This is a genomic window from Kribbella sp. NPDC003557 (assembly GCF_040610805.1).
Lineage (GTDB): Bacteria > Actinomycetota > Actinomycetes > Propionibacteriales > Kribbellaceae > Kribbella.
Genome location: NZ_JBEXMY010000002.1, coordinates 578188 through 601461 on the forward strand (window position 1 = coordinate 578188; position 23274 = coordinate 601461).

A 23274-nucleotide genomic window follows, 5' to 3' on the forward strand; every position below is an offset into this window, starting at 1 on the left:
TACTTGGCCGGTGCACGCGTTCGACATCCTCGGCGATCCGGTCCGGCGCCGGATCCTGGAGCTGCTGGCCGACGGCGAGCTCCCGGCCGGCAGCATCGCCGGGACCATCGGCGCGGAGTTCGGCATCAGCCAGCCCGCCGTGTCCCAGCACCTGCGGGTGCTGCGCGACAACGGCTTCGCCACCGTGACCGTCGACGGGACCCGGAGGCTGTACGCCGTGGATCCCGAGCCGCTGCGCGAGATCGACACCTGGCTGGACCGGTACCGCGGGTTCTGGACCAACCGGCTCGACGCCCTGGAGACCGAACTGCAGCGCGGCCGCCGGACATAACCTTCGCGGCCCCGGCTGCATCAGAGTTGGTATGCGAAACATCGTGGCCAGGCTCTGCATGTCCGAGGACGGCGTCGTCGAGCGCCCCGAGCAATGGCTGCCGAACCTCGGCGACCTGATGCCCGCGAGCGGGACCGTGCTGTTCGGCCGCCGGACCTTCGAGCGGTACGCCGGTTCGCTCGGCGGACTCGAGCACACCCGGAACCTCGTGATCGGTTCACGCCCCGTCGTCGCCCGCGCGGGCACCGAGATGCTGCAGGGCGACACGCGCCGGGTGCTGACCGCGCTGAAGTCCGTCCCGGGCGAGGACCTGCAGGTGATCGGCAGCCTGATGCTCGTGCGTTCACTGATGCGGTGGCGCCTGGTCGACGAGATCTCGCTGCTGATCCACCCGGTCGCCGCGGGCCGGGGAATGATCCTGGACCGGCGCCACCTGCAGCTGATCTCGATGTGCGCCCGCGACGGCGGCGTCCTCGAGGCGAACTACCGCATGCGCTACGCCGCGACCGCCGTACCCTCGACGGCGCTCGTGTCGACCGGCCGGTGGGGCGGGACCCGGAGCAAGGACAGGGTCGCCAGTACGCCGAGAGCGGCTGCCAGGACCCACGCGTAGCGCACGCCGAACGCTTCGACCACGGCGCCGGCGACGGCCGAGCCGACCGCGGAGCCGACCATGCCGCCGCTCTGCGCCCAGCCGAAGATCTCGGTGTGCGCGGAGTTCGGCGTCAGTTCGCCGATGCGCTCGTACACGGCCGCGATCGTCGGCGCGATCAGGCAGCCGGCCGCGAACATCATGATCGCCAGCGCGACCACCGACGACGTCACGAAGACGCAGGCGGTGACCAGGACGGTGAGCGACAGCATCCGCCGCCAGACATAGGAGTCCCGGCCGCCGGGCAGGGCGCCGTTGACGATGCCGCCGGTCACGCTGCCGATCGCGGCGACCATCTCGAGGATGCCCGCGATCAGGCGGTTCCCGTGCTGGTCGGCGACCGCGACCATGCCGAGCGACATCGCTGCGAACCCCATGACGAGGCAGGCCCAGGCGATCAACAACGCCGCTCGGTGCTGATGGAACAGGAGCTGGCGCGCCGTCGGTCGTGGCTCGGCGTTCTCGTCGTGATGGGCCCTCGAGCGCTGGCTCAGCCCGAACCACCAGATGCTGGCAGCCGCCGCGATCGCACAGGCCAGGAGACCGGCGCGCGGACTGGCGAAACTGACGATCACGGCGCCGGTCATCGGGCCGAGCACGAACAGGAACTCCTGTGCGGTCGCGTCCAGCGAATAGACGGCCCGGAGCCGCGAGCCGTGCACGATCCGCGGCCAGTTGGCGCGCAGCGCCGAGGTGACCGGGGCCACGCAGCCGCCGGCGATGAGCGCCGCGACCGGGAGCAGCCGGTACCAGCTGTCCGGCAGCAACGCGACGACGGCCATCGAGACACCCCAGGCCATCCCGGTGCCGATCACGACGTTGCGTGCGCCTTTGCGGTCCGCCATCCGGGACCAGACGACGCTCGCGACCGCCGTACCGATCGAGTAGGCGCCCGCGACGACACCGGCCCAGCCGAAGTTGCCGGCCGCGTCCTTGGCCAGGAACGCGAGCGGGACCATCGTCGCCAGCACCGGCAGCCGCGCGACCAGGGCGGAGGCGAGCAACGCCATCACGCCCTGGGTCCTCCAGAGGTCGCGGTACGCGGTCAGGTCCATGGACCTCATTCTGTCCTGACATCGATGTCTGCCGCGTCAGGAATTCTCCCTATCTCATTTGTCGGCGGTCTATGCGAACATATGTTCGTGCCCGAGCTGGCGACGATCCTGCATGCCGACCTGGACGCGTTCTACGCGTCGGTCGAGCAACGGGACGACCCGCGCCTGCGCGGTCGCCCGGTGATCGTCGGCGCGGGCGTGGTCCTCGCCTGCAGCTACGAGGCCAAGGCGTACGGCGTGCGCACCGCGATGAACGGCGGACAGGCCCTGCGCCGCTGCCCGGGCGCGATCGTGGTCGAGCCGCGGATGTCGGCGTACTCCGAGGCCAGCAAGGCGGTGTTCAAGGTCTTCGAGGACACCACCCCGCTGGTCGAGGGCCTGTCGATCGACGAGGCGTTCCTCGATGTCGGCGGGTTGCGGAAGATCCGCGGGACGCCGGTGGAGATCGCTGTCCGGCTACGCGCCGAGGTGATGTCGCGGGTCGGGCTGCCGATCACGGTCGGCGTGGCGCGCACCAAGTTCCTGGCGAAGGTCGCGAGCGGCGTCGCCAAGCCGAACGGCCTGCTCGAGGTGGCGCCGGACCGGGAGCTGGACTTCCTGCATCCGCTGGACGTTTCGCGGTTGTGGGGCGTCGGCGAGGTGACCGCGGAGAAGCTGCGGACCCGCGGGCTGACCAAGGTCGGCGACGTCGCGATGCTGCCCGAGGCGGCGCTGGTCGCGATGCTCGGCCGGGCCTCCGGGCGGCACCTGCACGCGCTCGCGCACAACCGGGATCCGCGGCCGATCGAGGTCGGCCGGCGGCGGCGCTCGATCGGATCCCAACGAGCGCTGGGCCGCTCGCCGAAGTCACCCGCGACGCTGGACGCGGTGCTCGCGGGACTGGTCGACCGCGTCAGCCGGCGGATGCGGTCCGCCGGGCGCTCCGGCCGGACGGTGACGTTGCGGCTGCGCTTCGACGACTTCAGCCGCGCCACCCGGTCCCATACGTTGCCTCAAGCAACAGATCAGACGCGCGCGATCCTGATCACCGCCCGCGCGTTGCTGCGCACGGCACAGCCGCTGATCTCGACCCAGGGCCTCACCATGATCGGCATCTCGGTCGGCAACCTGGAGAACGAGGCCGCCCTGCAGTTGGCCCTCCCGTTCGACAAGGCCGCCAACAACGAGCTCGACAGCGCCCTCGACCAGGTCAAGGACAGGTTCGGCACCAACGCCATCACCCGCGGCATCCTCCTCGGCAAGTCCCCGGGACTCGAGATGCCGATGCTGCCCGACTAGTAGGACGTGTCGTGGATGCGGGCGGCGTACCAGTTGAGGGCGGCGCGGAGTTCGTTGACCTGGGTGCGGCGGCTGTTCTGGGACGCGCCGTGCGCGATCGGGTAGATCCGGAGACCGCCGTTGTGGCGGCGGGCGATCGGGAGCTGATTCTGGTGCGGCGACTCGAGCCAGGCGTCCAGCCACGGGCGCTTCATGTCACCGCCGATGCGCAGGCGCGTGACGCCGGACCACGGGACGGTGGCCTGCCGGCGCCTGCGGGTGACCGTCAGTCCGTCGGGTGACAGGCGCACGACGACCTTCGGCCGGAGGACGAGGAGCCAGTGCCGGACGGCGAAGTAGAGAAAGGTGAGCGAGATCAGGGCGGAGAGCGTCGACAGGACCGGGTGCAGGGCCTTCACCTGCGGGTCGGCGGGTATGAACGCGAGCCAGCCGAAGGTAGTGAGCGCGGCGAGAACACCCGGCCGCCTCCGGCTCGTAGTGAAGGTCGCACCTGCCACCTGAGGTGCAGCTGGGACGGGCGGTACAGGCAGGGGAACAGCCCCCGCCGGGCCACTCCGTGTGAACCTCTCCGGCACTCCCTCAGCTGGCATCACCTTGGTCGGCGAGGGCAGGCCGGGCGGCTGGTTGGTTGCGGGGCCGAGGGTGCGCAGTACTTCCGCCGGCGTCGGCCGTTGGGCGGGGTCGCGGGCCAGGCATCGCCGTACGACGTCGTGCAGCGGCCCGGGGAGCGGCGGGATGTGCGGCTGCTCGTTGACGATCCGGTGCAGCAACGACGCCGGGCTCCCGCTCGCGTACGGGCCGCGCCCTGACGCCGCGAACACCAGCACCGCACCGAGCGCGAACACGTCACTCGCCGGCCCGACCCCGGTGCCGGTGATCTGCTCCGGCGACAGGTACCCGGGCGTGCCGATCACCATCCCGGTCGCGGTCAGGCTCGCCTCCTCCAGCGCCCGCGCGATCCCGAAGTCGATCACCCGCGGCCCGTTGCCGCTCAGCACGATGTTCGACGGTTTGAGATCGCGATGCACCAGACCGCTCGCGTGGATCGCCGCCAGCGCCTCGGCCAGCCCGCTCGCCAGCGACCGCACCGCGTCCGGCGGCAACGGCCCGGACGTCTCGATCGCCTTCTGCAGCGTGGGTCCCGGGAGGTACTCGGTCGCCAGCCACGGCCGATCCGCCGACGGATCGGCGTCGACGACCGCCGCGGTGAAGGCACCGCTGACCCGCCGCGCCGCATCGATCTCCCGCGCGAACCGGGCCCGGAACCCCGAGTCGCCGGCGAGTTCGTCGCGCACCACCTTGACCGCGACCAGCCGCCCGCCGGGCGAGCGCGCGAGGTACACCGCACCCATCGCTCCACGGCCGAGCCGGCCCTGGATCGCGAACGGTCCGACCGCGGCCGGATCCTGCGCATGCGTTGTCATCGGGCGTCACGCTAACGCGCGTCAGGACCGCGGGTAACCGATCTCGGCGATCCCTTCCTTGAGATCGTCCAACCGCCGCTCGCGGTTCAGCGACGTGACGATGTACTCCGTCAGCGGCATCAGCGCGTACACATGCCGTACAGCCTCAAGATCCAGCGCGCGCTCGTAGTAGTCCTCGGCGAAGGTCAGGTAGGCCTCGGGCCGCCCGTCCGCCACCAGCTCGAACAACCAGTCCGCCCCGTCGGTGTCTACGTTGTGCACCGGGCCGCATCGCCAGGCCAAGTCCTTCGTCGTGCGCCAGAAACACACTGTCGCCTGCGGCACTCCGTTCGGTTCCGCGAACGCCTTGTCGTCCCGCGCCGAGTGGAAGACCTCTGGCACACCATCCAGCAAACCGGGCCAGAGCCTTCCCGTGCTCCACGGCGACATCGGCGACTCGTGGTCGAACCCGTACGCGAACGCACCGTCCGGCGAGAACACGATCGAGTACTCGTTCCCCGACCCGTCCCGCATCAACGCGGCCTCCTCCGTCGGCGACCAGCGCGCGTCGAAGGAGTAGAAGTTGAGGATGTCCTGGTCATCGTTCAGCACCAGGTCGAGCACCGCGAGCGCCCGGCTCACCCGCCGGACCGCACCGATCTCCGGTAGCCGCCGAATCACCTCGAAAACCGACACCGCAGCATTCAACCGGATCTACCCGGTCACGCCCAACGGCCGGTCGGGAAGCTGTGGACAACTACGCCCGAGGTTCGGATCAGCGGCGCTGAACCACTTCCTCGGCGACCTCGACCAGCTCGCGGTCGGTCGCCTCGGTCTCCGCGTCGTGCGCCGGCTCGAGCCGGTCGTGCGCGATCAGCGACTGGATCGCCCGCAGTACGGCGCTCGCCGCGGCGCCCCAGGTGGACACGTACGAGAACTGCCACCACCACAGCGCCTCGACGATCCGGCCGTCCTCGTAGTGCGCGAGGCCGTGCACCAGGTCGGTCGCGATCGCGGTCAGGTCGTCGGAGAGCCGGTTGACGGTGATCTCCGGCGGCGCGGCGTACGGGTCGAAGACCTCGGCGTACTCGTCCAGGCCCTCGAACAGCACCGCGAGCCGGTCCCGCATCGCATCCAGGTCCGGGTCCGGACCGGCGTCGCTCTCGAAGCGCTCCTCCGGCACGAAGTCCTCGAACGCGCCCAGCCGGCCGCCCGCGAGCAGCAGCTGGCTCACCTCGAGCAGCAGGTACGGCAGCGAGGCGAGGCCCTCGTCGACACCGTCCTCGTCCGGCTGCGCGGCGATGTCGCGCACCGAGATCAGGAAGCTCCGGACCTGGTCGGCGATCTGCTCCGCGAACTCGGTCAGGTCCTCGTTGTCGGTGCCCAAAGCGCGTTCCGCAATATCTGTTGGTTCAGTCATCGATCGATCGTCGCCCTTCAAATGCCCGTCCGAGAGTGACCTCGTCGGCGTACTCGAGGTCACCGCCTACTGGAAGTCCACTAGCCAATCGGGTGACGCGCAACCCCATGGGCCGCAGCAGGCGGCTCAGGTAGGTCGCGGTCGCCTCGCCTTCGAGGTTCGGATCGGTGGCCAGAATGATCTCGGTCACCTCACCGCTGGCGAGCCGCTGCATGAGTTCCTTGATCCGCAGCTCGTCCGGACCGATGCCCTCGATCGGCGAGATCGCCCCGCCGAGCACGTGGTACCGGCCGCGGAACTCGCGGGTGCGCTCGATGGCGACCACGTCCTTGGCCTCTTCGACCACGCAGATCAGGCTCAGGTCGCGGCGCGGGTCACGGCAGATCCGGCACTGCGTCTCCTCCGCGACATTGCCGCAGATCTCGCAGAACTTGACCTTCTCCTTCACCTGGACGAGCACGTGCGCGAGCCGCCGTACGTCGGTCTCGTCGGCCGCGAGCAGGTGGAACGCGATCCGCTGCGCGGACTTCGGCCCCACACCCGGCAGCCGCCCGAGCTCGTCGATGAGATCCTGAACGGCCCCCTCGTACACGTCAGCCCGGGTTCTGGCCGGACTCGCCGACCGCGCTCCCCGGGTTCACGAACCCGACCCCACCCCGACCGCTCTCACCCACACCACGACTGCCACCGGACACCTGCCCACCGCTCCCACCGAACGCCTGGCCCTCCGCGGACGCCTGCCCATCGCTCCCGCCGGACGCCTGCCCGCCGCTCTCGCTGGACGACTGTCCACCGTGGCTCTCGCCGCCGGACGGTTCACCGCCGCGGTCGTCGCCGGGTGCGCTCGCGGTGCCGTCGTCGCCGGGTCCGACCGCGGGCGGCGCACTGGGCAGCCCGAACCCGGCGGGCGCCGACTGCGCCGGCGCACCACCACCGAACCCGGGGAAACCACCCTCGCCGCCGAACGCACCACCCAGCCCACCGGCCAGCGGTCCCATCGCGGCGGCCGCAGCCTGCTTCGCGTTCTCCGAGGCATCCCGAACCGCGGCGACCACCAGGTCGGCCAGCGTCTCGGTGTCGTCCGGGTCGACGGCTTCCTTCTTGATGTTCAAGCTGAGCAGCTCACCCGTGCCGGACACCAGAGCAGTCACCAGCCCACCACCGGCCGACCCCTCGATCTCCTGACCTTCCAGGTCGGCCTGCGCTTCCATCAGCTGGTTCTGCATCGCCTGCGCCTGCGCGAGCAGGTCGGACATGTCGAAGCCCCCAGCACCGCCACCGTCGAACACCGCGATCTCCTCGTCCGAACCGCTCTCCCGAGCCCCGAGCTTGCCTGCCCGGCCAGCCGGCGAACACGCCGCCGACCACCGGAGCCTCAACACTAGCCGGTCGCCCGGACAACCCCGGGAACACCCAGAAACCGACCAGTCTCCCCATGGTTGCCCACAACCTTGTGGACAACCTTATCCACAGCCCTGTGGATTATGTGGACGGGGAGTGTGCAGGTCTGCGCCTGCGTGTGGACGGGACCTGTGGCTCAGTTCGGCTCTTCGGTGATGATCTGCGCACCGAGGGTCTCGCGCAGCAGATCGGTGTGCGAACGGGAGTCCTCTTCCAGGACCACATCGTCCTCACCGATCGAGTCGGCCTCTTCCTCGGGCGTCAGCGGTACGTCGGGAGCTGCCGCCGCGGACGCCTGCCGCGCCTGCTCGGCCGCAACAGCAGCCTCGGCCGCCCGCCGCTTGCTGGCCGCCTGCTCGCGACGATCCGCCACCGGCCGGGTCTGCTGCGGCACCGCCGGCTGACGCGCGATCGGCCCGTCCTCCCACGGATCTTCCGGAGGCACCTCGTACTCGTCCGGCGGCTCCTGCAAAGCCACTGCGGCGCCGGCCCCGTCGCTCCATTGCCCGGTCCGGAGGCCGGCCCCCGATCCGCCCGTTCCAGGACCGCCCGCTCGCGAACCTCCGGCGGAACCTGCTGTTCCAACGCCTGAGTCCGGGCCAGCCAGCTCGCCGACACCACCAGCCGAACTACCGGTAGCACCACCTGCGGCACCACCGGCCGCACCGGTGGTGGCGGTCGGCGATCCAGTTCCTGGTCCGCCGGCCGAGCCACCCGGTCCACCAGCGGTCGAGCCACCAGCCACCGAGCTACCTGAAGCACCCGAACCCGAGGCTTGCGACCCAGCCGCGCCGACGTCGCCGGCACCAGGACCAGCCGCGCCGACGTCGCCGGCACCAGAGCCAGCCGCGCCGGCTTTGCCGCCCAGGCCAACCGCGCCGCCGACACCCGGGGTGCTGCCGGGCTGGGTGCCAGAACCTCCAGGACCGGACCCGCCGGGCTGCGGACCTGAACCGCCCGAGTGCCCGGGGCCGCCGACCTGCGGACCTGGGCGGCCCGCGGAGCCGCCTCCGGCGCCCGGATCGGTCGACGGGTCGACGACGGCCTCGACACGCCGGTTGACGCCGATGGTGTCGATCATGGCCTGGCGAAGAATCTCGTCGCTGCCGGACCGCGCGAAGCTCTCTCGCGCACCGGCGTTGACCAGACCGAGCGTCAGCGTTTGGTCGTCGATCGCGATGACCTGCGCATTCTGACTCAACATGATCCAGGCGAATCGCCGCTGCGCCTTGACGGCCTCCAACACCTCAGGCCACAACCGCCGGATATCAGCCAGCCCAACAGCTCCAGCTGTCCCAGCCGAGGCCGCTACAGCCTGCCCACCTGACGCCGCCTGCCCAAGCGTGCCGGTCTGCCCGGGCTGCGCGGTTGAGCCGGGCTGCGCGCTTGAGCCGGGCTGCGCGCTTGAGCCGGGCTGCGCGGTTGAGCCGGACTGCGCGGTTGAGCCGGACTGCGCGGCCGAGGCGGCCGGGGCCGACGGTTCGTCGCCCCAGTCACCCGTACGCGCCCCACCGGCCGCTCGTCCGCCTACAGACGCGTCGCTCACACCCGTGAGCGCCGGGGACGAGTCGCCCTGTCCAGCGCTCCCTGCAGCGCCCTCGCGCACGGCAGGACCCCCAGCCACGGTCGCGGCGGTCTCAGCAGTGGCGCCTTCGTTGGCACGACTGCCAGTACCGCCCGAGCCGCCGGCGGGAGAACCCGGCCGAGCCGAGCCCTCTGAGGTGCCGGCTGGGGGTCCAGCGGGTGGCGGGGTGCTCGCGGCGGGCCGGTTGCCGCCGGCAGCCGCCCGAGCAGCTGCTCTGCTGGTAGCGGCAGCCGTCGGCGCGTCGCCGTACGAGTCCCCTACGGCGACACCCGACGTACCAGCGCCTCCAGCCGGACCAGCGGCGGGCGCGGACTCCGGCGTACCGCCTGGGACTCCGATGGCGAGGCGGCGTTCCATGCGGTCGAGGCGGGCCTGGATGCCGTTGGTGGAGTCGTCGGCGCCGGGGAGGAGGACCTTGGCGCAGATGAGTTCGAGCTGCAGGCGCGGGGCGGTCGCGCCGCGCATCTCCAGCAGACCCGCCGCAACGATGTCCGCGGCCCGTGTCAGCTCTGCCGGGCCGATCCCGGCGGCCTGTGTCTGCAGCCGCTCGGCCTGGTCATCGGCGGCCTCGATCAGACCGGACGTCACAGCAGTCGGCACGGCGGACAGCACGACGAGGTCCCGCAGCCGGCGCAGCAGGTCCTCGGCGAACCGCTTCGGGTCCTGGCCGGTCTCGATGACCTTCTCGACCGTCTCGAACACGGCCGCGCTGTCGTGCGCCGCGAACCCGTCCACGCACGCGTCGAGCAGCGAGTCGGGCGTGAACCCGAGCAACGCGACCGCCAGCTCGTACGTCACCCCGGCCGGGCCCGCTCCACCGATCAGCTGGTCGAGCACGCTCAGCGAGTCACGCACCGACCCGGCGCCGGCCCGCACGACCAGCGGCAACGCGGCGGACTCGATCGACACGCCCTCGGACTGGCACAGGGTCGCCATGTAGTCGGCGAGCACCTTCGGCGGCACCAGGCGGAACGGGTAGTGGTGCGTCCGGGACCGGATCGTCCCGATCACCTTGTCGGGCTCGGTGGTGGCGAAGATGAACTTGAGGTGCGGCGGCGGCTCCTCGACCAGCTTCAGCAGGGCGTTGAAGCCCTGCGTGGTCACCATGTGCGCCTCGTCGATGATGTAGATCTTGTAGCGGCTCTCGACGGGCGCGAAGAACGCCCGCTCGCGCAGGTCACGGGCGTCGTCCACACCACCGTGGGAGGCCGCGTCGATCTCGATCACGTCGATGCTGCCCGGCCCGCCGCGAGCGAGGTCGGTGCACGACTTGCACACCCCGCACGGCTCGGCGATCGGGCCTTTCTCACAGTTGATCGCCCGGGCGAGGATCCGGGCGCTGGTGGTCTTCCCACAGCCGCGCGGCCCGGAGAACAGGTAGGCGTGATTGACCCGGTTGTTGCTCAACGCGTTCCGCAGCGGTGCCGTGACATGGTCCTGCCCGATCACCTCCGCGAACGTCTCCGGGCGGTACCGGCGATACAAGGCAAGGGGCGCTTCCACGCGGCAACCCTAGCGCCGCCCGCGGACAATTCCCCGCCCCCGGGCCCGGCACGCGACCTAGGCTGGTGCGGGTGACGACTGGGGACGAGCGGCAGCAGACAGTGATCACGCGGGCGGGCGAGGTCCTGCGCGGCGACGAGCGGGTGCTGGGCGTGTACCTGATCGGCAGCTACGGGACGGGCGCCGCCGACCGGTTCAGCGACGTCGACGTACACCTCGTGGTGACCGACGACAGCATCGGGTGGTTCGAGGAGCACTGGGCCGACGTGCTGCGGGAGCTCGCCGGGCCGACCGTGCTGGCGGATCGGCTGCCGGGGCTGATCGGCGGTCTCGGGATCACGGCTGACTGGCTGCATGTGGATCTGATCGTGCACCCGCTGGCGTCGTTCGACCGGTTCCAGTACGACGGGGCGCGGGTGCTGTTCGACCGGGACGGCACGCTGTTCCCGGAGGGCGATATCGCACCTCGGGGCGGCCGGCCCGGTGAACCGTACTGGCCGGACCGCGCCGTGAACCTGTTCTTCTACTTCCTGGGCAACCTGGTCACGGTCCTCGGGCGGAACGAACGGGTCGTCGCCAACCAGGGCATCGGCGCCGTACGCGACCAACTCATCGCGCTGATGCTCGCCGAACGCGGCGTGCGCCGGACCAGCGGAGCCAAGCGCTTGAACGCACTCCTGTCCGACGAACAACGCACAGCCCTGGAGTCGATCCCAGCCGCCGGCACTGATCCGGCCGACATCATCGCGGCCAACCAGTACATCTGCCGTCAGTTCATCACCCGCGGCACCGCCCTGGCCAAACTCACCGGCAACCCCTGGCCCACCGCCTTCGTCGACGCGACCCTCGAGCACCTCCGGAACCACTTCCACACCAGCTTCGACTGACCACGGTCTCCGTGGGCACCAACCGCTGCGTGCCCACGGCAACAACTGCCTACTCCAGGTGGTACTTGGCGAAGCGGGTGCGAAGGTCCTTCTTCGAGAACTTGCCGACCGACGTCTTCGGGACCTCGTCGATGAACTCGACCGCGTCCGGCAGCCACCACTTCGCGACCAGCGGCTGGAGATACTCGAGGATCTCCTCGCTGGTCGCGCTCGTGCCCTCCTGCAGGACGACGCAGGCCAGCGGCCGCTCGTCCCACTTCGGATGCGGGACGCCGATCACCGCGGCCTCCTTCACCGCGGGATGCGCCATCAGCAGGTTTTCCAGCTCCACCGAGCTGATCCACTCGCCGCCGGACTTCACCAGGTCCTTGGTCCGGTCGACGATCCGCACCGACCCGAACTGGTCGATGGCGGCGACGTCGCCCGTCTTCATCCAGCCGTCCTCGGTGTTCAGCTGGGCGCCGTCGTCCGGTCGGTAGTACTCCGCCGCGATCCACGGGCCGCGGACCTGCAGCTCGCCGGTCACCTCGTCGTCCCACGGCAGTGGGGTGATCGACCCGGGCTCGACGATCCGGACCTCGACTCCGGGCAGCGGCAGGCCGGCCCGGGCCCGCAGGTGCGCCTGCTCCTCCTCGGGGAGGTCCGTGCTGCGCGAGGGAACGTGGGCCGCGGTCGCGACCGGGCTCGTCTCCGTCATGCCCCAGGCCTGGAGGATCGGCCGGCCGAGCTTGGCGCGGAACGCCTCCGACAGCGCCTCCGGCACCGCGGAGCCGCCGCACGGGATCCGCCGCAGCTTCGGCAACTCCACGCCGTCGAGCAGCGGCAGCAGCCCCTGCCAGATCGTCGGCACACCGGCGGACAGGGTGACCTCCTGCTCCTGGAGCAGTTTGAGGATCCCCTGCGGGCTCATGTCCGGGCCGGGGAACACCAGCGACGCGCCGGCCATCGGGGCCGCGTGCGCCAGGCCCCACGCGTTCGCGTGGAACATCGGCACGACCGGCATCACGGTGTCGGTCTCGGCGAGCCCGATCCCGGCGTTGGTCAGGACGCCGATCGAGTGCAGCCAGGTGGACCGGTGCGAGTAGACGACGCCCTTGGGGTTCCCCGTCGTGCCGCTCGTGTAGCACATCGCGGCGGCCTGGTTCTCGTCCTCGACGTGGAATTCCAACGGCTCCGCGCCGCTGAGCAACTCCTCGTAGTCGTGGAACCTCGGGTCGTCAGGGATCTCTGCCGCCGGCGCTCCCGCCGGCAGATCGTCCATCACGACGACATGGCGCAGCTGCGGCAGGCGCTCGAGCAACGGCAGGAACAGACCGAGCAGCGACCGGTCGACGAACACGACCTCGTCCTCGGCATGGTTCGCGATGTAGACGACCTGGTCCGGGAAGAGTCTGATGTTCAGCGTGTGCAGCACCCGGCCGGTGCAGGGGGCAGCGAAGTAGAGCTCGAGGTGACGCCCCGAGTTCCACGCGAAGGTCGCGACGCGGCCGTCGGGGCTGATCCCGAGCGTGTCGAGGACGCCGCCCAGGCGTCTGGTGCGCTCCGCCCACTCGCCGTACGTCATCTTCGTCGGCGCCGGACCGCCGGTGTAGACGGTCTTGTCCGGGTAGAACTGCTCGGCCCGGCGGAAGATCGTGTCGAGCGACAGCTGGTAACTCTGCATCAGACCCTTCATGAAGACACTGTGCCAGCCGCGGTGTCACCTTGACCATGACCTCAACCGGACTTTCTCCGGCACTCTTCCGGAACCCGGCCGGAATCGTCGCCTCCGGCAACAGCTCCGGAAAACAATCACGCCAAACAGATGACACGACATACGTGTCGTGTAATATATCTGCCATGAAGGTTGTCGAGGAGCTTCGCTATCTGGTGCTGGCGATCCAGCGCGAGGGCAATCGCCTGCTCGCCGCGGAGCTGCGGCCGCTCGGCATCACCCCTTCACAGGCAGAGGTTCTGCGAGTCCTTCGCGACCACGGCCCGATGACGCTCAACGCCCTCGGCGGGCTGCTCGTCTGCGAGACCGGCAACAGCCCGAGCCGGCTGGTCGACCGGCTCGTCGCGCAGGGCCTGGTGAAACGCGGCATCGACAAGGTCGACCGGCGCTACCTCACGCTGAGCCTGACCCCCCAGGGCCGCGCACTGCACCGCCGCATCATCACCGCGGAGAACCGGCTGCACCGCACCATGCACGACCGTCTCGCCGGCCAGGCGCTCGACGAGACGATCAGCACGCTCCGCTCGCTCGCCGACGCCTTCCCGACCGGGGCCGCCCTGGCCCGCCGCCGGGGTCCCGAACTCGCCCATCAGGAGAACTAGTCATGGAAAAGGCCACCGAGACCATCCACGCCGGCCAGGCAGCGATCCGGCAGGTGCTGCTCGACGCCCTCGGCCTGCCGGAGTGGAACGAGGCGTTCCTCGCCATCGACGGCCCCCGCGAGACCAACCCGGGGACCCGCTACGCGCTCCGCGTCCGGCCGGGCTTCTCCGGCGAGCTGCAGTACACGGTGGTCGAGGCGGACCGCGTCGAGATCGTCTGGCAGGTCCCCGGCTTCCGCGAGGTCGGCACGTGGACGATCGGGGCGGACAGCCGGGTCACCCACACGTTCGAGCAGTCGGGACCGCTCGCGACCGTCCTCCGCCCGGCGTACCGGAACATCGCCACTATCCGCCTGGCCCGCCTCGCCAACCGCGTCCGCCAGGTCCAGCTGGCCCACACCGCCTGAGCCCGGCGCGCACTACGCTCCGGCCATGCTGACGGAGGTGCGCGACACCAGGCTGTACGTCGACCAGCGCGGCCGTTCGGACGCACCGCCCCTGCTGTTCGTCCACGGCGGCCCGGGCGCGGGATCGTACGACTTCATGAGGTTCCAGGGCGACCGGCTCGCGCGCGACTTCCACCTGATCGGCGTCGACCAGCGCGGCGTACAGCGGTCAGACCCGCTCACTGGGCCGGTCAGCGAGCAGGACCTGATCGCTGACTACGAGGCGCTCCGTGAACAGCTCGGCATCGAGCAGTGGTCGCTGCTTGGCCACTCGTACGGCGGCCGCGTGGCCCTGCGGTACGCCGCGGCCCACCCGAGCTCGGTCAGCCGGGCGGTGTTCGAGAACCCCGCCTGGGACATGGTGCTCGCCACCGACACCCTGCTCCACGCTGCGCTGCCCCTGCTCCCGGGAGCCGAGCTCCCGCCCCACACCGGGCCGGCGACGAAGCAGATGTGGGACGAGCGGATCGCACTGCTCGCTCAGCTCGGCGACCGCCGCATGGAGATCTACCTCGGCCCGGACTCCCGAGACCTGCAGCTGCCGGCCGACACCGAGCTGCCCGCCGAGTGCCACCAACGCTCCGGGACGTTCTCAGCTGAGATCACCAAGTCAGCCAGCTTCGGCGAGACCGTCCTGCAGCAATTCGCGCAGCTCACACAGCCTGCTCTCTTGATCAAGGGCGAGTACGACCCGGCCACCAGTCCGCGAGAGATCGAGCTGTTCCGGTCCGACGTACCGAACGGCACCTATTACTACGCGACCGGCGCCGGCCACTTCGTACATGCCGAGCAGCCGGACCTCTTCGCCCGGCTGCTGACCGGGTTCCTCAGCTGAAGGCGAGGGGTACGGCGCGCTTGTGAGCGGTGCGGCGGTGGGTGGCGATGATCGTGGCGGCAGCCTTGTCGTCGACGTCGCGGCCCTCGAGGAAGTCGTCGATCTCGTCGTACGTCACGCCCAGCACCGCCTCGTCCGGCACGCCAGGGTTGTTCGTCTCCAGGTCGGCGGTCGGCACCTTGCCGGTGATCTCCGGTGAGGCGCCGAGCCATTCGCCGACCGCACGGACGCGGCGCTTGGTCAGGCCGGACAGCGGTGTCAGGTCGCAGGCGCCGTCGCCGTACTTGGTGAAGAAGCCCATCACTGCCTCGGCCGCGTGGTCCGTGCCGACCACGAGCCCGCCGCGGGCGCCGGCCACGAGGTACTGCGCGACCATGCGCTGGCGGGCCTTGATGTTGCCGACATGGAAGTCCTCACGGTCACCGAGCCCGCCGTGCCGCACAGCCTCGACCATGGCGTCAGTGGCCGGCTTCACGTCGACCACGAGGGTCTCGTCGGGCTTGATGAAGTCCAGCGAGCGCTGGGCGTCGGCCTCGTCGGCCTGCACGCCGTACGGCAGCCGCATCGCGACGAACGTCGCCTGACCGCCCTCCGACCGCACCCGCTCGACCGCGAGCTGGCACAGCCGGCCCGCCGTGGCGGAGTCGACCCCGCCGCTGATCCCGAGCACGTACGCCGTCGCGCCGGTCCGCCGGATCCGGTCGGCCAGGAACTCCACCCGCTGCTCGACCTCGCCGGCCACGTCGAACGCCGCGGGCACGTCCAGCTCGGCGATGATCAGTTCCTGCAGGTAACGGCTCTCGACGTTCATCGGTCTCCTTGGTCTCGGGAAGACGTCTCCGGGAGACCAAGCCTAGACATAAGGATTCCCCGCGCACCCGGAAGAGCTCACTTACCCTTGCTGCCTTCCGGCCCTGGGGGGATTGGGCGAGATACCGCCACGCGGGGAACCAGCCATGAGTGTACGGGATCACCTCACCACGTCCGAAATCCACCCGGCAGATGCGAGCGAGTGACTCTGATTTCAGGCCGGCTCCGTGGGTACCGCGCTGGGCGAGGAGGTAGTCATGGCCGAGAGCCGAGTCAACGACGAACTGTGGGACGAGTTCCACCACCTGGTGAACATGACGTCGAGGGAGCTCGAGGAGTGGCTGCGCACCGACGCCGCGGGCGAGGTGACCGAGCCGACGCCCGGCGAGACCGGGCACGAACTCGGCGAGCACGTCGTCCACGTCCTCGGCAAGCGGCGGGCCGATCTGACCGGTGACGACATCGCCGCGATGGAGCGTGTCGTCCGGCGGATCCGGCAGCAGCGCGGCGACGAGCCGGAGCCGACGGCAGGGGACGCGCACTGGCGGCACCGGCTGATGTCGGTCGGCCACGACCCGCTGCGAACGCTCTGAGCGAACATGGTGGCCGGCGGAGCGTCGGCGGGGCGAGACTTGTTTGGTGACGGATCATCGATTCGGGCCGTTCGGCATCACGACCGGGCTCGACAGCAGTGCGGAATCGATCGCGGCGGCCCGAGCGGCCGAGGAGTTCGGGTACCCGGTGATCTGGCTGTCCGGCGGGCCGCTGCCCGGGCTGCAGACGATCACCGACCTGGTGCACGCGACAACGACGATCAACTTCGTCAGCGGGATCCTGGCGGTCGTGAAGTACAGCGCGGCCGACGTCAGTGCGACGTACGCCGCGCTGCAGGCAGCCGCACCGGGACGGTTCACAGTCGGTCTGGGTGGAGCGCACGGCGCCAAGCCGATCGCCACGCTCAACGCGTACCTGGATCAGCTGGACGTGCCAGTGGAGCATCGCGTGCTTGCGGCGCTCGGTCCGAAGATGCTCAAGCTGGCTGCGGAGCGGTCGGCCGGTGCTTACCCGTTCCTGACTCGTGCGGAGTACTCCGCCGAGGCGCGGAAGGTCCTCGGTCCGGACAAGCTCCTGGCCGTCAGCCACCTTGTCGTACTGGAGACGGACGCGGACCGGGCTCGGGCGATCGCACGGGACACCATCGGCTTCTTCACGACGATCCCCGGGTACGCCAGCTCGCTCAAGCGGCAGGGGTTCAGCCAGAGCGACCTGTCTTCGCTGCCGGATCACATGGTCGACGCACTCGCCGCCTGGGGCAGTCCGGCAGGCATCAAAGCCAAGCTCACCGAGCACCTTGACGCCGGCGCCGACCACGTCGCGGTCAATGTGATCACCGGGGTGACCGGGCCGCAGCCGATTGAGCAGTGGCGTGCGCTAGCTCCTGCTCTGCTCGGGTAGCTGCTTCTCGTACAGGCGGGCGCTCGACTCCAGCTTGTCGTACCGGTACGGGCGTACCTCACCGGTCGGCTGGAACCCCTGCCGCTGCCAGAAGCCGGTGGCGACCTGTGCGTTCGTGTCGACGACAGCCAGCCGCATGGTGCGTACCTCGGGCCAGGTGCTCTCGACGTACCGCTGGACGAGTCCGTAGGTCGACCCGCCGTACCCGCGGCCCTGGTGATGCGAGTGGACCTCGAGGAGCCCGATGAACGCCGTGTGCTCGTTCGGGAACCCCCTGAGCAGATCGACAACGGCGACGAGTTGGCCGTCGTCGAACGCTCCCAGGACGATCTTCGACTCCGCCGGCAGACCCTCCGGGCGCATCATCAGCAGGCGTCTGACTCACCCGGTGGATAGCCCGTGATCCGCTCCGTGTACCCCGGATCGGACTCGATCAGCTCCTGCACCGCGTCGACGTCTGCATGGGTGACGGGGCGCAGCTCCATACTGTGGACCTTAGATGAGGAGCCCTACCACCAGCAGCACGCCTAGCAACGCCGCGAGCACCAGGCCGGTCCGCTTGGTCCCGAAACGTTTGAGGGCGATCGCCAACGGTCCGATCGGTTTCATCGTCGCTCCAGTCGTCTCTTCGCTCGATGGGTGAACAAGAGGTAGGCGACCGCCGCCAGTACGAACGGTGCGCCTAGTCCGATGTGGCCGGCGAGCGCGAGTCCGATCGCCAGCAGCACTGCGCAGCCGGAGGCGATCCAGCCGGCGATCACCTTGTCTTTGGCGAACAGGTGGCCGCGCTGGCGCAGTACATAGACCGCTCTGGCCATAACGGCGAGCCCTGCGAGTACGACGGCTGTGAAGCCGACCTGTGTCCGGACCGGCAGCCCGTCTTCAGTCAGCCAGAGCACAGCGACCAGTGCGACCACCGCACCGGCACCACTGAGCTGGACCACCGACCGGACGCGACGCCGGAGCGACAGGGCGTCGTTCAGACCCGCAATGGTGTCCTCCGCCGAGATCACGAGCCCGCCTCCTCTCTCAGCAGCCGGCGGGCCCGATGTAGACGGGACTTGACCGTCCCCACTGGTACGCCGAGCACCTCTGCGCACTCCTCCAGGCTGAGGTCCTCCAGGTGAAACAGCACCAACACCTCCCGCTCCATGACCGGCACCCCGCCGAGCAGCCGCCGTACGTCGACCCTGTCGACCACCTGATCCGCCGGGTCGGGCTCCTCGTCCACGTCGACGCGCGGCTGGTCGGCGTACCGCTGCCGCAGGTGGTTGACCACGCTGCGCCGGGCGATGGTGAACAGCCACGCCGCAAACCGCTCCGGCTCCTTGAGCCGCGGCAGCCCCCGTACGACGGCCAGCCAGACCTCCTGCGAGACGTCATCAGCCAGGTCGTCACGGCCGAGCATGTGCCGCACATACCCCCAGACAGCCTCGTGCCACCCCCGCACCAGCTCAGCAACCGCCTCCCGCTCCCCTACCTGAGCCCGCACCACCACAGCCACCCAACCCGACTCCACCCGCCACCTCCCTCACCCCCACAGTCGCCCCACACCCTCACCAGGTTCACGCCCCGATTTCGGATTCCCCTCCCCCCTTCGGTATCCTCTCGGCTTGGAGGATTCGCCTAGAGGCCTAGGGCGCACGCTTGGAAAGCGTGTTGGGGGCAACCCCTCACGAGTTCGAATCTCGTATCCTCCGCCAGTCTCCCGGGATTGAAGAAACCGCAGGTCAAGGCCTGGTTTCGGACTCCGGAGGCGTGAACTACAGAGGGGCCGGGCGCTCAGCGTCCGGCCCCTCTTCATGTCCCGGGGTCTCAACGAGGGTCTCAACAGCCCTCTCAGGCAGGCACGAGAACCCCGCCGGCCGCCTCGTCCGGGTCGTCGTCCTCCCCCTCATCCGTGGCCGCCCAGAGCAAGCCGCCGACGCGTTCGGCAATGTCCATCCGAACTGGCGCGGTGACGTGCTGATACCGCTTGACCATCGATGAGGAGGACCAGCCCATCACGTCCATGACGGCCCGCTCGGGCACACCGAGCAGCAGCAGAACCGTCGCGGCCGTGTGTCGGGCATCGTGCAATCGACCGTCACGAATCCCGGCCGCCGCCAGCATCGCTTTCCACTCCCGGTAGTCCATGTTCGGGCTCAGCGCTTCGCCGGTTCGCTTGGCGAACACCCACCCCTCGTCCTTCCAGAGCTGCCGGGCGAGCGTCCTTTCGGCAGCCTGCTCTTTCCAGTGCGCCTGCAGAATCTTCGTCAGCTCCTTCGGTAGGCCGATCGTCCGACGACCGGCCCGCGATTTCGTCGGCGCGGTGTCCAGCCGGGCTTTCTGGCGCTTCGGACAGAATCCGGGCTTTCGGCCGCACGGCTCCCCTTCACAGCCGTGCTTGTACTTCGGCCGATTCAGGCTCCGCCGTACCCGCAGAACTCCGGCCTTCATGTCGAGGTCCGACCACTTCAGCCCGAGCGCCTCGCCCTGGCGCAATCCGAGCGCCAAGGCGATTGCCCACCGCGCACTGTTCCGGTGCTTGTTCGCCTCGGCCAAGATCGCCTTGATCTCGTCCACGGTGTACGGCTCGATCTCGTCCTCTTCCTCCAGATCTAGGCGCGGCGGAATCGCCAACTCGGCAGGGTTGTCCGCTGTCAGAGCGCCGCGTTTCTCGGCTTCTCCCAGCGCTCTTCGAATGGTTCGGTGCGCCTGGTGAGCCGTCCCTGCTGCCGATCCGTTCTCCTGCATCTTCGTGTAGAAGCGTTCCAGGTGTTCGGGCAGCAACTTGTTCAGCTTGTGTGCTCCGAGACCGGGAATGAGGTGCACCCGCACGGCCACCTCATACGCTTCGTACGCGCCGTCTCGCAGCGTCGGCCGGGCGATCGTCAACCAATGCGTGAGCCAATCCGCAACCGTCCACTTCTTCGGCCCGCCCCGGCGAACCTTGCCGCTGTCGCGTTGTTTCTCCAGCTCCTTGACGCGGTTCACCACGTCTTCCTTACGCCTGCGCTTGACGTGCGGGCGGTCAGGCTTCCCGTTGTCCTTTACGCCCATCGTCACGCGGCCGTGCCAGTAACCGTCCGCGCCCAGGTAGATCGAGGACCGGCCGTCAGGGTTCTTGTGACGCTTCGCTTTCTCTTCGCTCATTGGCATTCCCTCCTAGGCGGCCTGTCGGCCGTCGCGGGCAGCAGCCCGGAGACGATCGATGTACTCGGTGATGCACTCGGCTGGGATTCGCCGTAGGCGACCGAGCGGTACAGATTCGAGTTCGCCGGACTTCAGCAGGGCGAACACGGTCGTCCGGCCGATGCCGAGCTGCTGCGCGGCCTGCTCCACGGTCAGCAACAGCGGCGCGGCGGTCGTGATCGAGTCTTCAGCGATGCTCATCGGGAAGAGATCTCCTTCAGTCAGTCGGTCGCGTTCGCTCATGCGCAGTTGGGGTGTACGTGAGTTCCGTCGTCGTTCGACAGGGGCTGTCGGCAACGGATGCAGATCGGCTTTCCGGGTTGGTGAGCGGGATCCGTCCCATCCGTCCCAAGCGTCCCTTCCCAGGTCAGAGCGGGGACGCTTTGTTCGTTGGGACGGATCGATCCGTCCCACGGGGTAGATCCGTCCCCGGCGTGACCTGCGATGGGACGCTTGGGACGCTTGGGACGGATCTCCCTCCCGGACTCATCGGCGGGCTCGATGTTGGGGCAGTACCGGGCCCATGCGTCCGCGAAATCGTCGCGGGCGTAGCCCTTGGACTGGGTGCCGTCTTCCCAGCGATGGTTCTTCGAGGAGATGTCGAATTCCCTCAGCAGGATCGCTAGCCGCCGAACGCTCAGACCTGTCGGGGCGGGCAGTTCCTGCCAGGGTGACTCGGCATCGGCTCGCAGCCGCTGGACAAGGACAGTTGACGGCAACGCGGCGGCGGCACCGAACGCGATTCGGCAGTCGCTCAGCAGCCGTACGGACTGCGAATCCTCGGTGGAGTCCTGCAGCTCGGCTAGCAGCGTCAGCGCTGCTGCACGGGCCGCTTGTGGCCAGGGACCGCCTGCCAGGTCGGCGACCGCGATCAGCGGTTCCCAGGTGTCCGCGGCACGGTCTTCCAGAGGCATGTCCGGTTCCGCGCTCGTCAGCTCGTCCAGGTGCTGGCTAGCCCAGATCCCGAGCCGGTCGCGGAGGTCTGCGAGTATCGGGCCGTCGCGGCGTACCCGGTAGGGCTGCACTTCCTCACCAGCCGCGCGGCGGCGCATGCGGATGACGGCGGCCCGGTCCTCGATCGTGTCGGGCATGACACCGATTCCCGCGAGTGCGGCCATGGCGAACGTCTCGATGTGGTCGACGCTGTTGGTGGCGGCGTCGTAGCGGATGGTCGGGCGGCCACGCTGATGACCGGCGTTCAGCAGTCCCCGTAGGGCTTCGTTGTCGCCCGCCTTGGGGCCAAAGATCGTGTCGGCCTCATCGATGAGCAGCGTGGGCGGGTTCGACGGCAACAGTCCGATGGACCGGTAGACGGCAGCCGGGGATGCGTTGGTGGTCATCAGCGGGCGGTGCACCATGCCGTCTGCCATATCCAGTAGCCGGGATTTGCCGCACCGCTTCTCGGGTCCACGGATCACGAGCCGGGGCGCGCAATTCCAGGCCGGTACGGCGTGCGTCGCGGCGATCCACAGCACCACCGCGGTCAACGCGGCCGGACTGGGCAGTACGACGTAGCGCCTGATCGTTGCGGCCACGTCCTCCAGCAGTTGCGCGCCGTCGATCTGCTCGGGTGCGGCGTCTGGGGTGGTCATGCGGCGATCCCTTCGTCATGGAAGCCACCGGTGATTGCGGCTCGAATGTCGCGGGCGGTCTGGTCGACCTGCTGTCCCACGTCGGTGAGTGCGGCGATCGCGTCGTCTCGGCTGATCGCACCGGCCGCGACCATCCGCGCAACGCCTCGTGCGGCGCCGTAGAGGGTGGTTCGGCGCTTGCCCTCGGGTGCGTTGCGTACGGCGTTGAGGGTGGAGGTGAGCAGGCTCTGCGGGTTCGAGATACCCCCCGTTCGGGTGGTCCGGATCGGCCCGGCTGGGCGAGTGGGGGTGTCGGCCGGCGCGGGCGGTAGGCAGGCGTCGATCAGCGCGAGGGGCATCTCGCTCGGTTCGCTCAACCGGTCGCCCCACTGGTAGGGCTGGTGGGTGCGGTGGTGGAGCGAGGGCGGGAGTACGACGTACCCGCCGTCAGCCTTCACGTCGATCCCGGCCCGGCCCGGCATCGGCCGGGACCCGATCTCGCGGCCGGGGTAGCGGTAGTACAGGTGCACTCCACCGGACCCGGTGCGGACCCAGAGCGTGCGGGGCACCAGCTGGTGCGCGACCAGCTCGGCAAGGCTGACGCTTCCGCCGTGTGCGGGGTCCACGTCGACCACGACCAGCCCGGAGACAGCGCCTGTCCGTACGGCGAGCTGTCCGGCCGGCACGGCAGTGACGATCTGTGCGACGCGTTCGGGGTCGGTGGTGGCTGCGTAGAACCCGTGGCAGGTCAGGTGCCCGCAGGTCGCCGGGTCGTGCGCGTCTCGCGGGCAGTCGTCGCAGTTGGCGACCGGCCGCTTGGAACGACCGAGCATGAACACCGGCCACCCCCGTCCGGCCGCGTCCAGCGCGGCAGTCAGGATCGCTACCGGGGCGTTCACTGGCTGCTCCACTGGTCGCCGGTCTTGGCGTGCTTCCACTTGGCGCGCGAGCTGCAGGCGGTGTGTGTCTTGCCGTCGCTGTCGCGGAACTTCACCCACCAACACGGCCGGTACTGGGCCTTGCCGTTCACCACGACCTGATCGATCCGGTAGCCCTTGTCCACCACGGTTCCCGTCGCGCATCCAGTGGTCAGGCAGAGCAGGACGGTCGCGATGACGGACGCAAAGAGTCGCTGCATCGGGTGGTCTCCTC

26 protein-coding genes, 1 tRNA gene and 1 other RNA gene are annotated in these 23274 nt (G+C 69.6%); 10 read left to right on the plus strand and 18 right to left on the minus strand.

Annotated features, from left to right (window positions below; all coding sequences use genetic code 11):
* Nucleotides 1-10: 10 nt before the first annotated feature.
* Both ABZW60_RS08595 and ABZW60_RS08600 read left to right on the plus strand, forming a co-directional pair.
* Nucleotides 11-331: a metalloregulator ArsR/SmtB family transcription factor gene (locus ABZW60_RS08595; protein WP_355475115.1), complete on the plus strand. Its 321-nt coding sequence runs from the start codon at nt 11-13 to the stop codon at nt 329-331.
* A gap of 31 nt (nt 332-362) precedes the next feature.
* Nucleotides 363-944, plus strand: a complete 582-nt coding sequence (locus ABZW60_RS08600; RefSeq protein WP_355475116.1) for a dihydrofolate reductase family protein — start codon at nt 363-365, stop codon at nt 942-944.
* On the opposite strand, the gene ABZW60_RS08605 is transcribed toward ABZW60_RS08600, so the two are convergent.
* Nucleotides 827-2038: an MFS transporter gene (locus tag ABZW60_RS08605; protein WP_355475117.1), complete on the minus strand. Its 1212-nt coding sequence runs from the start codon at nt 2036-2038 to the stop codon at nt 827-829. The two genes, ABZW60_RS08600 and ABZW60_RS08605, sit on opposite strands and share 118 nt — an antisense overlap.
* Before the next feature lie 81 nt (nt 2039-2119).
* Between ABZW60_RS08605 and dinB the strand changes: the two genes are divergently transcribed.
* Nucleotides 2120-3316, plus strand: coding sequence for a DNA polymerase IV (gene dinB / locus ABZW60_RS08610; protein WP_355475118.1), 1197 nt, complete (start codon nt 2120-2122; stop codon nt 3314-3316).
* On the opposite strand, the gene ABZW60_RS08615 is transcribed toward dinB, so the two are convergent.
* From ABZW60_RS08615 to ABZW60_RS08640, 6 genes are all read right to left on the minus strand, one after another.
* Nucleotides 3313-4740, minus strand: a complete 1428-nt coding sequence (locus ABZW60_RS08615; protein WP_355475119.1) for a serine/threonine-protein kinase — start codon at nt 4738-4740, stop codon at nt 3313-3315. The two genes, dinB and ABZW60_RS08615, sit on opposite strands and share 4 nt — an antisense overlap.
* Nucleotides 4741-4761: 21 nt before the next feature.
* Nucleotides 4762-5415 carry a hypothetical protein gene (locus ABZW60_RS08620; RefSeq protein WP_355475120.1) on the minus strand — a complete coding sequence of 218 codons (654 nt, stop codon included), beginning with the start codon at nt 5413-5415 and terminating at the stop codon, nt 4762-4764.
* Nucleotides 5416-5494: 79 nt separating this feature from the next.
* A complete protein-coding gene (locus ABZW60_RS08625; protein ID WP_355475121.1) occupies nt 5495-6139 on the minus strand; it encodes a DUF5063 domain-containing protein in 645 nt (214 codons plus the stop codon).
* The gene (gene recR, locus ABZW60_RS08630; protein WP_132149383.1) at nt 6132-6731 is read right to left on the minus strand and encodes a recombination mediator RecR; all 600 of its coding nucleotides are present in this window, start codon (nt 6729-6731) and stop codon (nt 6132-6134) included. Before recR ends, ABZW60_RS08625 begins: the two co-directional genes overlap by 8 nt.
* A gap of 1 nt (nt 6732) precedes the next feature.
* Nucleotides 6733-7428 carry a YbaB/EbfC family nucleoid-associated protein gene (locus tag ABZW60_RS08635; protein WP_355475122.1) on the minus strand — a complete coding sequence of 232 codons (696 nt, stop codon included), beginning with the start codon at nt 7426-7428 and terminating at the stop codon, nt 6733-6735.
* A 248-nt stretch (nt 7429-7676) separates the two neighbouring features.
* The gene (locus tag ABZW60_RS08640; protein WP_355475123.1) at nt 7677-10628 is read right to left on the minus strand and encodes a DNA polymerase III subunit gamma and tau; all 2952 of its coding nucleotides are present in this window, start codon (nt 10626-10628) and stop codon (nt 7677-7679) included.
* 71 nt (nt 10629-10699) lie between these two features.
* Here ABZW60_RS08640 and ABZW60_RS08645 point away from each other — a divergent pair, with 71 nt between their 5' ends.
* Nucleotides 10700-11515, plus strand: coding sequence for a nucleotidyltransferase domain-containing protein (locus ABZW60_RS08645; RefSeq protein WP_355475124.1), 816 nt, complete (start codon nt 10700-10702; stop codon nt 11513-11515).
* Between the two features lie 49 nt (nt 11516-11564).
* On the opposite strand, the gene ABZW60_RS08650 is transcribed toward ABZW60_RS08645, so the two are convergent.
* Nucleotides 11565-13190, minus strand: coding sequence for a long-chain fatty acid--CoA ligase (locus ABZW60_RS08650; RefSeq protein WP_355475125.1), 1626 nt, complete (start codon nt 13188-13190; stop codon nt 11565-11567).
* Between the two features lie 164 nt (nt 13191-13354).
* Here ABZW60_RS08650 and ABZW60_RS08655 point away from each other — a divergent pair, with 164 nt between their 5' ends.
* The 3 genes from ABZW60_RS08655 to ABZW60_RS08665 are packed head-to-tail and all read left to right on the plus strand — an operon-like array spanning nt 13355 to nt 15112.
* The gene (locus ABZW60_RS08655) at nt 13355-13831 is read left to right on the plus strand and encodes a MarR family transcriptional regulator (protein ID WP_355475126.1); all 477 of its coding nucleotides are present in this window, start codon (nt 13355-13357) and stop codon (nt 13829-13831) included.
* Nucleotides 13832-13833: 2 nt separating this feature from the next.
* Nucleotides 13834-14238 (plus strand): SRPBCC family protein, encoded by a 405-nt coding sequence (locus ABZW60_RS08660; RefSeq protein WP_355475127.1) that lies wholly within the window; start codon nt 13834-13836, stop codon nt 14236-14238.
* 25 nt (nt 14239-14263) lie between these two features.
* Nucleotides 14264-15112, plus strand: a complete 849-nt coding sequence (locus ABZW60_RS08665) for an alpha/beta hydrolase (RefSeq protein WP_355475128.1) — start codon at nt 14264-14266, stop codon at nt 15110-15112.
* Here ABZW60_RS08665 and nadE read toward each other — a convergent pair.
* Nucleotides 15105-15923, minus strand: a complete 819-nt coding sequence (gene nadE, locus ABZW60_RS08670) for an ammonia-dependent NAD(+) synthetase (protein WP_355475129.1) — start codon at nt 15921-15923, stop codon at nt 15105-15107. The genes ABZW60_RS08665 and nadE overlap by 8 nt on opposite strands.
* Nucleotides 15924-15970: 47 nt before the next feature.
* Nucleotides 15971-16067: signal recognition particle sRNA small type (gene ffs / locus ABZW60_RS08675), an RNA gene on the minus strand.
* A gap of 112 nt (nt 16068-16179) precedes the next feature.
* On the opposite strand from ffs, the gene ABZW60_RS08680 reads away from it, so the two are divergent.
* A complete protein-coding gene (locus ABZW60_RS08680; protein WP_355475130.1) occupies nt 16180-16515 on the plus strand; it encodes a DUF3140 domain-containing protein in 336 nt (111 codons plus the stop codon).
* Between the two features lie 46 nt (nt 16516-16561).
* Nucleotides 16562-17377, plus strand: coding sequence for a TIGR03620 family F420-dependent LLM class oxidoreductase (locus ABZW60_RS08685; RefSeq protein ID WP_355475131.1), 816 nt, complete (start codon nt 16562-16564; stop codon nt 17375-17377).
* Here ABZW60_RS08685 and ABZW60_RS08690 read toward each other — a convergent pair.
* From ABZW60_RS08690 to ABZW60_RS08700, 3 genes are all read right to left on the minus strand, one after another.
* Nucleotides 17354-17743, minus strand: coding sequence for a GNAT family N-acetyltransferase (locus ABZW60_RS08690; protein ID WP_355475132.1), 390 nt, complete (start codon nt 17741-17743; stop codon nt 17354-17356). The genes ABZW60_RS08685 and ABZW60_RS08690 overlap by 24 nt on opposite strands.
* Before the next feature lie 239 nt (nt 17744-17982).
* Nucleotides 17983-18390, minus strand: a complete 408-nt coding sequence (locus ABZW60_RS08695; RefSeq protein WP_355475133.1) for a hypothetical protein — start codon at nt 18388-18390, stop codon at nt 17983-17985.
* Nucleotides 18387-18896: a sigma-70 family RNA polymerase sigma factor gene (locus ABZW60_RS08700; RefSeq protein ID WP_355475134.1), complete on the minus strand. Its 510-nt coding sequence runs from the start codon at nt 18894-18896 to the stop codon at nt 18387-18389. The genes ABZW60_RS08695 and ABZW60_RS08700 overlap by 4 nt, the downstream gene beginning before the upstream one ends.
* Nucleotides 18897-18992: 96 nt before the next feature.
* Here ABZW60_RS08700 and ABZW60_RS08705 point away from each other — a divergent pair.
* Nucleotides 18993-19080, plus strand: a tRNA-Ser gene (locus ABZW60_RS08705).
* Nucleotides 19081-19216: 136 nt separating this feature from the next.
* Here ABZW60_RS08705 and ABZW60_RS08710 read toward each other — a convergent pair.
* From ABZW60_RS08710 to ABZW60_RS08730, 5 genes are read right to left on the minus strand one after another with little or no spacing between them, the layout of a single operon-like run.
* A complete protein-coding gene (locus ABZW60_RS08710; RefSeq protein WP_355475135.1) occupies nt 19217-20512 on the minus strand; it encodes a site-specific integrase in 1296 nt (431 codons plus the stop codon).
* 12 nt (nt 20513-20524) lie between these two features.
* Nucleotides 20525-20752 (minus strand): helix-turn-helix domain-containing protein, encoded by a 228-nt coding sequence (locus ABZW60_RS08715; protein WP_355475136.1) that lies wholly within the window; start codon nt 20750-20752, stop codon nt 20525-20527.
* Between the two features lie 38 nt (nt 20753-20790).
* Nucleotides 20791-22143 carry a DUF3631 domain-containing protein gene (locus ABZW60_RS08720; RefSeq protein WP_355475137.1) on the minus strand — a complete coding sequence of 451 codons (1353 nt, stop codon included), beginning with the start codon at nt 22141-22143 and terminating at the stop codon, nt 20791-20793.
* A complete protein-coding gene (locus ABZW60_RS08725; protein WP_355475138.1) occupies nt 22140-23021 on the minus strand; it encodes a bifunctional DNA primase/polymerase in 882 nt (293 codons plus the stop codon). Before ABZW60_RS08725 ends, ABZW60_RS08720 begins: the two co-directional genes overlap by 4 nt.
* Nucleotides 23018-23260 carry a hypothetical protein gene (locus tag ABZW60_RS08730; RefSeq protein WP_355475139.1) on the minus strand — a complete coding sequence of 81 codons (243 nt, stop codon included), beginning with the start codon at nt 23258-23260 and terminating at the stop codon, nt 23018-23020. The genes ABZW60_RS08725 and ABZW60_RS08730 overlap by 4 nt, the downstream gene beginning before the upstream one ends.
* Between the last annotated feature and the right edge of the window lie 14 nt (nt 23261-23274).